Source organism: Exiguobacterium sp. B2(2022) (genome assembly GCF_028823655.1).
Taxonomy (GTDB): Bacteria; Bacillota; Bacilli; order Exiguobacteriales; family Exiguobacteriaceae; genus Exiguobacterium; species Exiguobacterium aestuarii_A.
The window spans coordinates 1-14,694 of the sequence record NZ_JAPEHX010000034.1; the positions used below are offsets into that span (position 1 = coordinate 1).

The 14,694-nt window shown below is 46.0% G+C and carries 14 protein-coding genes; 2 read left to right on the forward strand and 12 right to left on the reverse strand.

Translation table 11 applies throughout. The features are described from left to right. The coding region (locus ON063_RS08305) for a PDC sensor domain-containing protein (RefSeq protein WP_274664816.1) at window positions 1-757 on the reverse strand (757 nt) is incomplete at its 3' end. A 240-nt stretch (window positions 758-997) separates the two neighbouring features. Here ON063_RS08305 and ON063_RS08310 point away from each other — a divergent pair. Beyond that, on the forward strand, window positions 998-1,633 hold the full coding sequence (locus ON063_RS08310) for a peroxiredoxin-like family protein (RefSeq protein ID WP_274664817.1): 636 nt from the start codon (window positions 998-1,000) through the stop codon (window positions 1,631-1,633). Between the two features lie 335 nt (window positions 1,634-1,968). Here the strand turns inward: ON063_RS08310 and ON063_RS08315 are convergent, their stop codons facing one another. The 5 genes from ON063_RS08315 to ON063_RS08335 form a co-directional block, all read right to left on the reverse strand. Next, window positions 1,969-2,622, reverse strand: coding sequence for an alpha/beta family hydrolase (locus ON063_RS08315; RefSeq protein ID WP_274664818.1), 654 nt, complete (start codon window positions 2,620-2,622; stop codon window positions 1,969-1,971). A 9-nt stretch (window positions 2,623-2,631) separates the two neighbouring features. Next, the gene (pyrH, locus tag ON063_RS08320) at window positions 2,632-3,369 is read right to left on the reverse strand and encodes a UMP kinase (protein WP_274664819.1); all 738 of its coding nucleotides are present in this window, start codon (window positions 3,367-3,369) and stop codon (window positions 2,632-2,634) included. A gap of 85 nt (window positions 3,370-3,454) precedes the next feature. Continuing rightward, window positions 3,455-4,114, reverse strand: coding sequence for a hypothetical protein (locus ON063_RS08325; protein WP_274664820.1), 660 nt, complete (start codon window positions 4,112-4,114; stop codon window positions 3,455-3,457). A gap of 34 nt (window positions 4,115-4,148) precedes the next feature. Continuing rightward, complete coding sequence (locus ON063_RS08330; RefSeq protein WP_274664821.1) at window positions 4,149-4,751, reverse strand: VOC family protein; 603 nt, start codon at window positions 4,749-4,751, stop codon at window positions 4,149-4,151. A gap of 38 nt (window positions 4,752-4,789) precedes the next feature. Further along, window positions 4,790-5,242, reverse strand: a complete 453-nt coding sequence (locus tag ON063_RS08335; protein WP_274664822.1) for a VOC family protein — start codon at window positions 5,240-5,242, stop codon at window positions 4,790-4,792. Window positions 5,243-5,414: 172 nt separating this feature from the next. On the opposite strand from ON063_RS08335, the gene ON063_RS08340 reads away from it, so the two are divergent. Further along, window positions 5,415-6,164, forward strand: a complete 750-nt coding sequence (locus ON063_RS08340; RefSeq protein WP_274664823.1) for a class I SAM-dependent methyltransferase — start codon at window positions 5,415-5,417, stop codon at window positions 6,162-6,164. Window positions 6,165-6,233: 69 nt separating this feature from the next. Here the strand turns inward: ON063_RS08340 and ON063_RS08345 are convergent, their stop codons facing one another. The 6 genes from ON063_RS08345 to adhE form a co-directional block, all read right to left on the reverse strand. Next, complete coding sequence (locus ON063_RS08345) at window positions 6,234-6,755, reverse strand: GNAT family N-acetyltransferase (RefSeq protein WP_214692154.1); 522 nt, start codon at window positions 6,753-6,755, stop codon at window positions 6,234-6,236. Between the two features lie 203 nt (window positions 6,756-6,958). Continuing rightward, window positions 6,959-8,866 (reverse strand): PTS fructose transporter subunit IIABC, encoded by a 1,908-nt coding sequence (locus ON063_RS08350; RefSeq protein WP_274664824.1) that lies wholly within the window; start codon window positions 8,864-8,866, stop codon window positions 6,959-6,961. After that, a complete protein-coding gene (pfkB, locus tag ON063_RS08355) occupies window positions 8,863-9,792 on the reverse strand; it encodes a 1-phosphofructokinase (RefSeq protein ID WP_214745207.1) in 930 nt (309 codons plus the stop codon). Before pfkB ends, ON063_RS08350 begins: the two co-directional genes overlap by 4 nt. Further along, window positions 9,789-10,532, reverse strand: a complete 744-nt coding sequence (locus ON063_RS08360; protein ID WP_214875742.1) for a DeoR/GlpR family DNA-binding transcription regulator — start codon at window positions 10,530-10,532, stop codon at window positions 9,789-9,791. The genes pfkB and ON063_RS08360 overlap by 4 nt, the downstream gene beginning before the upstream one ends. A 135-nt stretch (window positions 10,533-10,667) precedes the next feature. Beyond that, window positions 10,668-11,582 carry an alpha/beta hydrolase gene (locus tag ON063_RS08365; RefSeq protein ID WP_274664825.1) on the reverse strand — a complete coding sequence of 305 codons (915 nt, stop codon included), beginning with the start codon at window positions 11,580-11,582 and terminating at the stop codon, window positions 10,668-10,670. 141 nt (window positions 11,583-11,723) lie between these two features. Further along, complete coding sequence (adhE, locus tag ON063_RS08370) at window positions 11,724-14,315, reverse strand: bifunctional acetaldehyde-CoA/alcohol dehydrogenase (RefSeq protein WP_274664826.1); 2,592 nt, start codon at window positions 14,313-14,315, stop codon at window positions 11,724-11,726. Window positions 14,316-14,694 lie beyond the last annotated feature (379 nt).

Here is a 14,694-nt window from a genome sequence, read left to right on the forward strand (position 1 = left end):
TCGTCACGAACGCTTTTTCGGCACCCTCTCCATTCTCTTCAGCGGACAGGATTCCCTCGTCTGTTGCAAAAACAGATTCCATCGATGACTCTTCTGATTTCTCTCCGACAGCAATCGATGGATGAATGACGACTTGTCTGGCCTCATCGAAAATGGCCACATATCCTTCTTCACCGATTTGAATATTCTTTGCGACTTCTGCAATATCATTCACGTCCACATCAACCGCAACGACCCCGCGACCATCTGCCGTCTTTTTAGAGACCGTGATCATCATTTTTTGAGAAGCGGCGTCTACGTATGGATTCGTGATGGCGACGTCTTGACCACTCGCTTCTGCCGCCTCATACCAAGGACGGGTCCGTGGATCGTACCCTTCCGGTAATTCTTGCTCAGGATAGATCGTCATCGTACCTTCCGCTGAGGCAAAAAAAATATTTGTCACTTTAGGGTGTGTGTCTAAGTATTCCGTGAACTTTTCTGCTAACGCTTGATTGTCTTCACCTTCTTCATAGATGGATGCATCAATCCGATTGGAGAAGAATGAAATGTCCGTCTGAATCGGAGCAATCAAATTCGTCACTTCATTATTCATCCGGTCTACCCCCGAATTGGCAGACTGGATCATTTGTGACTCGATTTTTTGTTTCGCCTGCGTATAAGCGACGACTCCGATCAATGTTGCTGGAATGAGTAGTAATAGGACTGATAAGACAATTAATTTCTGTTTGATGCTGATGGTACGTTTCTGTCTCATAAAACATCTCCTTACCCCGAATAGATTGTTCAAGAAGCATCGGTATGGGGTACCGATTCCTCCTTGGGTTACTTTCAATATCGGTTAGGAAAAATAGATGTTAATCATTGATTGAATTATTCGAAAATTATTTTTCGGAAGGTGAAATGGAGTTTCACTTTATTCATTACATAACGACAAATCATTATATTCGTAATCTGAAATGTATTCAGTTAACATATCGGAAAAGGGGGTAAAAACATGAATACATTATTGGAAGAAATCAAAGCGTATAAAGATCAATTCAAGCAAAAAGCACCAGCCGAAAAACAACGTTTGATGGCGCAGGCGACACAAGAATTGAAAGAATCAGGGGTGGCTGCCGGTTTAGCAGTCGGGGATCAAGCTCCGCTGTTTGAATTGCCTCATGCGGATGGGACAGAAGTCGGTTTGAAAACACTCCTTGAAAAAGGACCTGTCATCGTCACGTTTTACCGCGGTGGATGGTGCCCATACTGTAACCTTGAACTCCGAGCGTATCAGCGAGAATTGGCACAAATTGAGGAAAAGGGCGCCACACTCGTGGCAATCAGCCCGGAGACTCCGGATTACTCACTATCTACGAAAGAGAAGAATGAGCTCGATTTTTACGTGTTGAGCGACGTGGACAATCAAGTCGCACGCCAATTCGATCTCGTCTTTGATATGCCGGATTATTTGATTGAGATTTATGAGGCATCTGGTCTTCGCGTCGATGCACATAACGGCAATGAGGACTGGCAACTTCCGAAGCCAGCGACGTTCATCATCCAACCGGATGGTACGATTTCATTCAGTGATGTGCCCGCTGACTATACAGAACGAGTCGACCCGAAAACGGTTATTGAAACATTGTAAAAAAAGGGAGATGACACGCGTCATCTCCCTATCTTGTTAACAAATAACATGTTCGAACTCGTCCTTCCGGCACCCACGCTTTCCACAGGCAATCCTGGAGCCGCACCGCAACTAAGTCGTTGCTGGGTCTCCGGCGGTTTGCGTTCCTGTAGGAGTCGGGGCGCCGTGGTACGAGTCACACAAATGGCCGCCTGCTGTGGCGGTCATTTGTTTTTTTCTGAAGCCACGACGGCCGAAAGCCCGATACATACTTCGAATCCTTTAAAAGAGGAAAATAAGTAGGTAAACGCCACGCCACATATGATTGCAATCTCCCCATGAAACTCCCCACAGGTTCAATACCTTGAGGAAATAATAAATTGCTCCACGCGCTTGAGAAGTGTTTCAAGTAACCGGAGTGACCGGTATGTCTCTCCTGTGTACTCGAGACTATGATTCATCTCTTTGACAATCTCGAGTTCGGTCAAGCCCAGTTGTTCAAGATGCTTCATTCTCTCATCTATATAATGTTGGTCCGCCGTTCCCATAAGCACGAGCTGTTTACCTTGATGGGACAGGATTGCTTCGTATATGTCGTCTTGTTTCATCAACGGCGTCAACCAAACCAGTTTGGCATCATGAAACACGTTTCGGGTACGCTCACTTGCCATCGCCATCGTACCGAGCGATTTTCCGATGATTATGTATTCATTAATAGACTGGGATTGTAGCACTTGGTCGATGACGAGACGAACATCGTCAACAATCGCCACTGATACATCGACTGAATCATACCGCTCATCCCGATAATTGTAGTTGATTTCAAGAACGCTCAATCCATTCTCTAAACATAACGCTGTCGTATAGCGAAACATCGGGGAATCATTCGTATATCCGTATCCGGGCAACAACATCACGAGCGTGTTGGATGACGAATCAGGCTGCAGGAACGAATACGAGACAGATATTCCGTTTGTCCCAACGACTTTACCATCTGTTACTTCATGCATATCGTCCCCTCAATTCTGCAAAAGTTGCGTGTCATGGTGATGAATCATCGTTCCAATGGTCTCTCCTTGGAGAATCCGATGAATGGCGTTCCGTTCCTTGAAGTCGAACAAGTGAATCGGCAAACCGTGGTCTCTAGCGAGGAGTAATGCCGATTGATCCATCACTTTCAAGTCATGAGCGATGACGTCGTTATAGTGTAGGGTTTCGTATTGACGCGCCTCCGAATCCAACCGAGGGTCTCGGTCAAATACGCCGGAGACACCGTTCTTGGCCACAAACAAGGCGTCGCATCCCACTTCAATGGCACGCTGAACAGCCGGGTAATCTGAAGAGACGAACGGTTGACCGTTACCGCCTGCGAAAATGACGATATACCCTTTTTTCAAATGATTGATGGCCCGAAGTTGAATGTATGGCTCGGCTACACTTGGCATTGGAATCGACGTCATGACGCGTACTTCTCGATAGCCATCACGTTTCAAGATGCCACGCAGCATCAATGAATTCATGACTGTCCCGAGCGTCCCGATGCTGTCAGCTTCCACTCGATTGATCCCCCACGCTTCTGCTTGATTCCCTCGGAAGAGATTTCCCCCGCCGACCATGACACACACTTCAACCCCGCTATTTGCGAGTGATAATATTTCTTCTGCAATCAGGCTGAGGCTCATTTCGTCAAAATTATCCGTTCCATCACCAGCTAGAGCGGCTCCACTTAACTTGATACAGATTTCCCGGTGTTCCATCTTTCCCCAACCCTTCATTTGGAATTTTTTGTTCAATTCAGTATAGAAGAGTTTATATAATGGAACAACACTATTTTTAATTGATTCATAAGGACATTTCTCTATATTCCTTGTAAAACTCATCGAACATATAAAGTCCACCGATTTCTTCATCAATGAACGTATATAAAGAAATTTCAAATTCTAGGGGCGATGCTTCATTGAAACACTCTTTTACTCTTAGCAAACCTTCTCTTACATACAGTTTTCCCTTTTCAATATTCTTGTTTGAGATATAGTAAAGTCCAAGATCAAGATAGTAACGAGGAAATTCTGGGTACTCCTCAATCGCCTTTAACAGATACTGTTCATACTGATCTGGACATTCGAATTGATGGAGATTAGCCATTGAATAGTAGAGGATCCCTTTTGACTTAGCATCCATTTTATTCAGCATCGACTCGATCTCTTCGATCTTTGTTTCGTCATATACTGGATAGACGAAAGTTGATTCAAGATATACGCCGAGGGCGAAGAAAATCGAATGCTCCGGAAACTTCTCAAATGCTTCGAATAAGTGTTTGGAGGCACTTTCATAGTCTTCTTCCGGCGTATCCATTTCAGCACTAATGAGAGTCGTCCAGGCGATGAATTCGTCTGGGTACTCTCGGACTAATTCTCTGGCGGCACGGATTGCAAGGAACAGCTTCTTTGGCGATTGTGCCATAGTTTGTATTTTTTGAATTTCTTGATCAAAATGAATCATTTTCTCTTCCCCTTTAAAAATTTTCATCTATTAATCATTCTGAGAGGATGATTTGAATACCGTTCGGATCAGTTGAACTGATCGTACAATCACCCATCAGGTTTACATGCGTTAACTGTGTGTGATCCGATTCAGTTGCTACGATTTGCGGGACAGGACAATTGAATAATTGTTGCAATATCTCTTCAAGACCTGCCGTTTTTGTTTCCATATTCAATCGATGAATACGATTCTCAGAACGTGATTGAACAGCATCCAAATGCTGTTGCAGCTCGATTCGAAATCCGTAAGGTGTGTGGATGAACGTTCTTCGTTCATTTGATTGAACCGTCAATCCTATTTGCTCTGCTCGTTCTAACACATTCACTTTTTCCTCTTCTGATACTAAAAAACCAATATGATCAAACATCACTTTCTTCCCGTAACCAAACGTGATATTCGTCGCTCCTTGCTTCATTTCAATAATTCTAAAACGAATGGACTGCTCTCTAAAATCATCCCAATTGAGTGGTGGATCAAATGACTTAAATTCCCCATCCTTTTTACCGATTCGTTGGGTTACTTGAAATCCTAGACCCGCATAGAATTTCTCAGTTTCTTCGACATGTGGTGTCCATACATGAAAATGAAATAACATAGGTTCTCTCCTTTGTTCGAATCATTTATGTAGACTCGTTATTGCCCAATCCAATCTTTGTATGGAACTATGCTAGCCATTTCTTCTGCATTCGTTCCAATAAACGTGATGAGTTCAATCGAATTTCCGTCCGGGTCCTCAAAGTAAATGGCCGCATGTTCAAATGGGGCATTCGGAAGAACTAAAGGTTGCTGTTCCGGTGTCATCTTAAAGGTAGTGCGAATTTCAATTCCCCGATCCTCAAGCCACGCTTTGATCGATTTTAAATCTTGCTCCTCTATTCGAAAAGCGATGTGGCGGATTGATGGATGATACGGTAAATTGACTTGACCAGATTTCCATAACCCTATCCAGCTCTCCCCTTTTATAATCCAAAGGAAGGCCAATTTCTCATTTTGGAATGCCAACTCTAAACCTAGTTTCTCATAAAATCGAATTGATTCAGTTAGATCACTCACCGGCAAGTGGGCCTCGTAAATTCCTTTAATCATTCTCCGTAACCTCACTTTTACATTTAAATTTATCCAGATTCGTCCTTACTAGACATAGATTTATTGACAATATGTCAATGTAAAATTATTATAGATAATTCCATTATAGTGCTAAAATTGTTTGATGGCTTGCTCGACGAATCGATACGAAGGAAAAGGAAGGGAGAACGCTATGAATAAACAAAGTCACATGAACAAGCAGGCTTGGGAATATCGCGCCTATGAATTTTGGTGTAAACGAGACGGAACTCCATCTGAAAAATCAATCGAGATTTTGAAAGACCCTCGGGCCAGCTTGAAGAAACACAGCAAGTATTTTGATAACGTCGAAGGACTGAACATCGCAAACATCTGTGGTTCCAATGGAAGAAAAGCCGTACCGCTCTCTATCCTAGGGGCAGAGGTGACGATATTTGACCTATCAGAGGAAAATAAACGATATGCACTAGAACTAGCCGATTGTTCCAACACTGCGATTAAATATGTCGTTGGTGATATTCTTGATCTCGATATGAAAAAGTATCAACATCATTTCGACCTTCTCTATTTAGAGGGAGGAATCTTACATTACTTCGACGACCTCGCTCAATTGATGGATGTTTTGTATTCCATCTTGAAGGTTGGCGGTAAACTCATCTTAAGTGACTATCATCCAATCAAAACATGCATCACTCCTGAATTCGTCTACATCCCTAAGTATTTTAATCGTGAACCTTTTCAAGATGACATTTCCTATAAGCAATTTTTCGCCCCGGATGAGCAACACGACTTCCCATCCGTAACCTTAAGTCATCACACACTCAGTGACATCATCAATTCAGTGATTTCCGTTGGATTCACATTGCAACAGTTTGATGAGCATAAAGGGTGGAACGGTGAAAACATACCATGGGAATTCACGATTGTAGCTAAAAAAGAATAGATCGCTATAGATAAAAGAGCTCCAATCGGCACAAAAAAAAGACCGTAGAACATTCTACAGTCACTAAGCTTAGGCACCCATAATCGAATCATGACGGGTCGTTTCCCAACCGTACGCCACTTCACGGAGTAACAATTCACCAAACTCTCGATCTTTTTGGTCGATGACCTGCCCTTGTTTCCGCTCATAAAATGTGCGGAATGGGTTCATCTCAAGCGCCCAAATCAAAAGTCCCGCCTCGCACATCGATTGGACGGCATGTTCAAGGAGAGCGGACCCGATTCCGTTACCTTGATGATTTTCCAAAATATAAATGGCATACACTTCGTTCGTATGGTCTGGATACTCACCCGTACGCTCTTCTCCGTAAAGGACGAAGCCCACAATCTCATCATCCACGATCGCCACAAAGCCGGCGACTTCCTGCCGACGAAGCGCTGTCCGCAACCGTTCTGCCCATTCGATGGAACCGGACGAAACTTTCAATAAATACTCAGTCGGTACGATCCCCCGATAGGTCGTACGCCATCCGTTCACACGCACTCTCGCAATCCCATACACATCGTCTGGTTTGGCGACTCGAATGTCCAATGTGACCCCCTCCTAACCCGAAGCTTTACAAATAGTTTACCACAAATCCCCAACTTGCAATCCGAGATTATGTGAATTTTCATTGTTCTTCTACCACAAAAAAAGAGCCGCCACCTCTACTGAGGCAACGACTCTCTCGGTTTATGCGACTTCTTTTGATTGCAACGACCCGCCACCTCTACTGAGGCAACGACTCTCTCGGTTTATGCGACTTCTTTTGATTGCACTGGTGCAGATGTCGTCAACGGCTTCTTCAAGAATGAAAGGAGCAATGCACCGACGAGGGCACCTGTCAAGATCGCAACTGCATATAGTCCCATGCTCATCGCGACATTTCCAGCTCCTTCAAGAAGTGGGAAGACGAAGATTCCACCATGCGGGGCCGGTAATTGAATCGTGAAGAATGCTGACAATCCACCTGCGATTGCAGAACCGAGGATGGCAGATGGTAGGACGCGAATTGGGTCCGCAGCAGCGAACGGAATGGCCGCTTCGGTGATGAATGAAGCACCCATGATGTACGCAGTCTTACCAGCTTCACGCTCTTGTTTCGAGAATTTCTGACGAGCAAATACGGTTGATGCAAGTGCGACAAGGATTGGTGGTACCATTCCACCCGCCATGACGGCTGCCATGACTTCTTGGTTTCCTGCTGTGAGAGCTGCCGTACCGAACACGTATGCCGTCTTGTTGATCGGACCACCCATATCGACTGCCATCATACCACCGACGATGACACCGAGAAGGATCGCATTCGCTCCACTCATGCTGTTCAATGTATCCATCAACCATGTCATAAGTGCTGCGATCGGTTCATTGACGACAAGCAACATGATCATACCTGAGATAAACGATCCGAGTAACGGATACAAAAGAACTGGCTTAATCCCTTCAAGTGAAGCAGGCAATTTCGCGAGTGCCTTTTTCAAGAAGAGGACAACGTAACCTGCCAAGAAACCGGCAATGAGACCACCGAGGAATCCGGCGTTCCCTTGGCTTGCGAGTACCCCTGCGACGAGACCTGGTGCGAGACCTGGTCGATCGGCAATCGACATCGCGATGAAACCTGCAAGAATCGGAACGAGGAAGCCGAATGCTGCTCCACCGATTGTCATCAACTGTGCTGCGAATTCATTGTAAGATGGATCATCCGGGTTAGCAGAGTTGATGCCCCAGAAGAAACTGATTGCGATCAAGAGACCACCTGCGACAACGAGTGGGAGCATCGCAGATACACCGCTCATCAAGTGCTTATAGACACCTGTGCGTTGTTCTTTCGGTGCACCAGACGTTTTGGAAGCTTCATATACCGGCGCATCTTGATTGACGGCACGATTGATGAGTTCTTCCGGTTTCCGGATCCCTTGTGCGACCGGTACTTCGATGACGCGTTTTCCAGCGAAGCGATCCATTTCCACGGCTTTGTCCGCTGCGACGATGATGGCTGTCGCACGATCGATGTCTGCCCGTGTAAGCTCGTTCTTCACTCCAGTAGAACCGTTCGTTTCGACTTTAATATCGACACCCATCGCTTCCGCTTTTTGTTTCAAGCTGTCCGCCGCCATATACGTATGGGCGATTCCTGTCGGGCAAGCCGTGACCGCTAAGATGAAAGGTGCATCTTCATTCGTCGGTTTGACGACTTCTGGCTTCTCTTCAGCCGCTTCCTTCTCCTCGATGGCACGGATGACATCGCTTTCAGAATTTGCTGCATAGAGGCGCTCTTGGAATGCTGGGTCCATCAAGTAGACCGATAATTTAGAGAGCGTTTCAAGGTGTTCGTTATTCGCGTTCTCCCCTGCCGCAATCATGAAGAAGAGGCGACTTGGTTGACTGTCCAACGCTTCGTAATCGACTCCTTCTGAGCGTCCGAAGGCGATTGCTGGCGTTTGGACAGCACTCGTTTTCGCGTGAGGGATGGCAATCCCTTCTCCGAGTCCAGTCGTGCTCTCGCTTTCACGTTTTAAGATGGCGTCACGATATCCGTCGCGGTCAGATAGTTTGCCGGCACGGTCGAGGACATCGACGAGTTCTTCGATGACCTCACGCTTAGAGCTAGCACGAAGATTCAATTGAATCGTATCGCGTTGAAGCAAGTCCGTGATTTTCATGTTGTTTCCTCCATTCGTTTGAGTGGTGTGAGTTGTACTTGATCAATCAATCGATCAATATCTTCTTTTGAACAAAGACCAAACGTATATGCGGACGCACTACCTGTTGTGACAGCGTAGCGGAACGCCTCCTGTTCGCCTTTTTCTTTGACGTTTGCGACAAATCCGGCAACGAGTGAATCTCCGGCACCGACTGAGTTGACGAGTTTACCGACCGGTGTGTTCGCCGTGACCGCGCCGTCCTTGTTGACGAGTAGTGCTCCATCCCCTGCAAACGAAATGATGACGTTTTTCGCGCCACGTTCGACGAGCTGCTCCGCATAAGGAAGCGCGTCCTCAAACGTCTCGATTTCTGTGTCGAACAATTCGCCTAACTCGTGATGGTTCGGTTTAATCATCAACGGTTCGAGCGAAAGGACTTCAAGCATGGCGTCTTTCGTCGTATCGACGACGAAGTCGGCACCTTTTTCGCGAATCGATTCAGCGATCGTCCGGTACAATGAGTCCGGTAAATTGCTTGGGATACTTCCTGCAAGAACGACGATGTCACCTTCCTCGACTTGGTCGAACTTCGCTTTCAATTGTTCGAGTTCACCATCGGTGATGTTCGGTCCGCTCGCGTTCAATTCGGTCTCTTCTTTTGCACGAATCTTGACGTTGATTCGAGTATTTCCGTTCACTTCAACAAAATCCGTGTGCACACCATGGTCGACGAGCGACTTTTTGATGAAATCACCTGTCGTTCCACCGATAAAGCCAAGCGCTTTCGTTTCTTTTTCATATTCTCGAAGCACGATCGAAACGTTGATCCCTTTTCCACCTGCACGTTCGGTCGTTTCTTCGATTCGGTTCACTTCTCCTAAATTTACTTCTGGTAATGTCACGTAGTAATCAATAGAAGGGTTGAGTGTTAACGTGTAAATCATTTCGCATTCACCACCTTTGTTATTGTTTGGATGGAACTCATTGATGCATCGCTTGATGTGATCAATTGCGCAGCGTCTAACGTGGCGACTCGGCTGAACGTTCGTTTCCCGATTTTCGATGCGTCCGCGAGCACGTATGACGTCTGTGCCAATTCAATTGCCGTCTTTTTGACAAGCGCTTCTTCTGGGTCCGGTGTCGTGTAGCCTGCGTCAAGGTCGATTCCGTTCATTCCGAGGAAAGCGAGGTCAACTCGATAATTCATCATGCTCTCGCGTGCATTGTATCCGACGAGCGCTTGAGTCGACCGTTTCAATTCTCCGCCTATCACAAACGTCTTAATATCAAGATCAAATAATTCATTCGCTATCGGTAGACTGTTCGTGACGACGACAATTTTCTTTCCTTCTAAAAACGGTACCATCGCTTGAGTCGTTGTCCCGGCATCTAAATAGATCGACATCCCATCTTCAATGAAGGTTGCGGCCTTCCGTGCAATCGCAACTTTTTCATCGACGAAACGATCTCGTTTCTCTTCAAATGTCGGTTCTTCGTCAGGAGTCGCGATGAGTGTCGCTCCCCCGTGCACCCTTGCCAGATATCCTTCCGCTTCGAGGTCCGTCAAATCACGACGAATCGTCGACTCGGATGAATCCGTCAAATCAACCAACTCTTTCAATTTGACGACTTTCTGCTCAGATAAGCGTTGTAATATCAACTGATGTCGTTGTTTCGTTAACATCTTGTTCCCTCCATACGTCTAATATAAAGCGTTTTCATTATAAAAACAACTAAAATCATTCAAAAACATTCATATTCAATCAATATGTCACAATTATAACATAAAAAACGGTCATTTAATGACCGTTTTTTATGTTTATGACTGTTTTCTTAACCATTCCACCACTTCTTGTACGAGTTTTGGATGAATTGGTTCATCAATCGCCTCGCGGTATTCTTTATGAAGCGTCAGAAGAGAATGCGGTGAATCTCGCTTCACGAGAAGGTGATTCATGTCATCGATGATAGAGGACTTTACCTCCCCTTTCGTCTGAATCATATGGACGTGTTCCGGTGGGACTTGTACGTCACGTCCCCCTGTAATCGCAAGGACCGGAACGGTGACATGTTCTAACCGCTCCCGTACGTCATACGAGGCGTGTTCGCGAATCCATTTTGCGTTCACGACTTGTCCTCTATATTTAAAAGCGGAGACGTTCGTGCGTAAAGATCGCTCGAGCAAGTCATCCTGCCGCTGTCTCACCTTTTTCGCCACCCCTGTCACCCGGTAAAACATGCCTTTTAATCCTTTGACACGTTCGACGTCCTTTGCTAAGGCGTCTGCCTGATATAAAAACATCTGTTTCGATGACTCATGGAACCCTGACAATAAAATGAGTCCATCGGATTTCGTCTCCAATTGTACAGCTGGCGCAAGGACTGCCCCTTCACTATGACCGAGTATATAAAGATGATTCACATCTGCGAGTTGTCGAATCGTCCGCACGACTAGAATCGCATCGTTAATCAAATCATGTAACCCGACCTTATTGAAGTCACCATCCGACTTCCCGATTCCTTGTTTGTCATACCGAAAGACGTTATAGCCATGATCGTATAGCGCCTCAGCTAACTTTCCGTACGTATTAAAGCCGACGCCACCCATATTCCCGTCACGGTCACTTGGTCCGCTTCCACTTAACATGACAATGGTCGCCCGAGGCTCCTCATGCGAAAGAAAAGTTCCTGCAATCGTTCCATATGCTGTCGTAATCGTCATCTCTTGTTTCATCGTATCGCCTCCACTTCTATCATACCCGAAACGAACGACCAAAAAAATATGTCGTCGCCTGTGCCGTTTCTTAACTAACCTTTTATCTCCTCAAAAAAAGTGCCCGCTCTCTCGAACGGGCACCTTGATTGATTTGATTTCTTATACGCCTTCGTATGCTGCGTACATGATTTCTTTCAACTCTTCAACGAGCGGCATTTTCGGGTTTGCCGTCGTACATTGGTCTTCGAATGCGTCGACTGCCATTTTGTCAATCTTCGCATCGAGTTCTGCTTTCTTGATGCCTTGTGCTTTGAACGAGAGCTTGATGTTCAAACGTTGACCGAGCTCGATGATCGCTTGGACGAGTGACTCGACACCTTCTGCTGTCGTACTTGCCGGAAGGCCGAGGTAACGTGCGATTTCTGCGTAACGCTCGTCTGCGATGAATGACTCATATTTCGGGAACGCCGCAAGTTTTGATGGGCGTGTCGCGTTGTAACGGATGACGTGTGGCATAAGGATTGCGTTCGTACGACCGTGTGGTACGTGGAACTCTCCACCGATTTTGTGAGCGATCGAGTGGTTGATTCCAAGGAACGCGTTCGCGAACGCCATACCCGCCATCGTTGAAGCGTTGTGCACTTTCTGACGTGCTTCCGCATCGCTACCGTTTTCATACGCTTTTGGTAGGTAGTCGAAAATCATCTTGATGGCGCGGAGGCAAAGGCCGTCCGTGTAATCATTCGCCATGACTGAAACATATGCTTCGATCGCGTGCGTCATGACGTCCATTCCTGTGTCAGCCGTAATCGATGCTGGTACGGTCATGACGAACTCAGGGTCGACGATGGCAACGTCTGGTGTGATCGCATAGTCAGCAATCGGATATTTCACGTTACGTTTTTTGTCTGTAATGACGGTGAACGGTGTCACTTCAGAACCTGTACCAGAAGTTGTCGGGATGGCGATAAACATTGATTTGTTACCGAGCGTCGGGAACTTGTACGTCCGTTTGCGAATATCCATGAATTTCTGACGAAGGTTTGAGAACTTCTCTTCTGGACGTTCGTAGAAGAGCCACATTCCTTTCGCAGCATCCATCGGTGATCCACCACCGAGCGCGATAATCATGTCTGGTTGGAAGTGACGCATCGCTTCGGCACCGTTCATGACCGTTTCGACAGATGGGTCTGGTTCGACTTGGTCAAAGATACGGTACTCAACACCTGCAGGCAAGTTCTTGATGACTTTGTCAGCAAATCCGAGTTTGACCATCATTTCATCCGTGACGATCATCGCCCGTTTTTTCGTTGTGAGCGATTGAAGGTATTGCACCGAGTTTTTCTCGAAGTAGATTTTTTCAGGTACTTTGAACCATTGCATATTCACGCGACGTCTCGCCACCTTTTTCACGTTGAGTAGATGTTTCGCCGTCACGTTTTCTGAGACGGAGTTTTTACCGTATGACCCACAGCCGAGCGTGAGGGATGGTGTCATTTCGTTATAAAGGTCACCGATTCCACCGTGTGCTGAAGGTGAGTTGACGATGATACGGCAAGCTTTCATGCGAAGACCGAAGTCGAGGATCGCATCGTCATCTGTTGAGTGGATGACCGCTGTGTGACCGAGACCACCGATTTCGAGCATTTTTTCAGCGATGGCAAATCCTTCTTCACGTGACTGTACTTTATAAGCACCGAGAACCGGGCTCAACTTCTCATGAGAAAGAAGTTCAGTTGCGCCGACCGTTTCGAGTTCAGCAATCAAGATTTTTGTATCAGCCGGTACGTTGAGACCTGCTTTTTCAGCGATCCACGCTGCTGGCTTCCCGACGATTTCTGGGTTGACCGCACATGTGTCCGTGCGAATGACAAGTGTTTCGAGTTTCGCTTTTTCTTCAGGTGAGCAGAAGTAGCAACCGAGTGCCGTCATTTCTGCTTTCACTTCTTCGTAAACTTCTTGGTCGACGATGATTGCTTGTTCAGACGCACAAATCATACCGTTGTCGAACGTTTTTGAGAGGATGACGTCTGAGATGGCACGTTTCACTTTCGCAGTCTTATCGATGTAAGCCGGTACGTTACCAGGTCCGACACCGAGTGCTGGTTTACCAGTCGAATAAGCTGATTTGACCATTGCCGCCCCACCAGTCGCAAGAACCATCGCCACACCTGGGTGGTTCATGAGTGCTTTTGTTGCATCGAGTGACGGGACTTCAACCCATTGAATCAAGTTTTCAGGAGCACCTGCCGCTACCGCTGCGTCACGAAGAACACGTGCCGCTTCACTTGAACACTGTTGAGCGGATGGATGGAACGCGAAGATGATTGGGTTACGTGTCTTGATGGCGATGATCGCTTTGAACATCGTTGTCGATGTTGGGTTTGTGACCGGTGTGACCCCAGCTACGACACCGACTGGTTCTGCGATGTATGTGATTCCGTTTTGGACGTCGTCTTCAAGAACGCCAACTGTTTTTTCTCCACGGAGTGAGTTGTAAATATATTCTGTCGCGAAGATGTTTTTGATCATCTTGTCTTCAAAGACACCGCGGCCAGTTTCTGTATGTGCTAATTTCGCGAGTGCGACGTGTTGCTCAAGACCAGCGAGCGCCATCGCTTGTACGATTTCATCGATTTTCTCTTGGTCGAACGTCATCAACGTATCGAGTGCGGCGTGTGCACCCGCTACGAGCGTATCCACCATTTGTTCTGCCGTCGTTTCCACTTTTGCTTTCTCTTTGACTGCCATGTTAGGTTCCTCCTCATAATTGAGAGCTTTTAATGAACATATTGACTTGATGGAAGACACAATGTGATGACTGCTTTCAAGAGATTGTGCTTTCCTTCACATTCATAGAATACAATGTTTTTCAGAGTTTGTGGGTGACAACAATGTGAACTCTTTCACAATATTTTTTTGTCATTTGTTGATAGCCCTTGATTTTTAACTGTGTCCTCAGTAAAATCGAATACGTTTTCATGAAAACGAATAAATATTTTATGTAAACGCTTACATTAATTGTGTCGGTTCTATTTCTATGATGATGTATCAATCATCACATCAACCCGTTTTTAGGTTCAACTGCACCTAACTCGTGTATAATGAAAATAGAACCTAACTAGGAAGT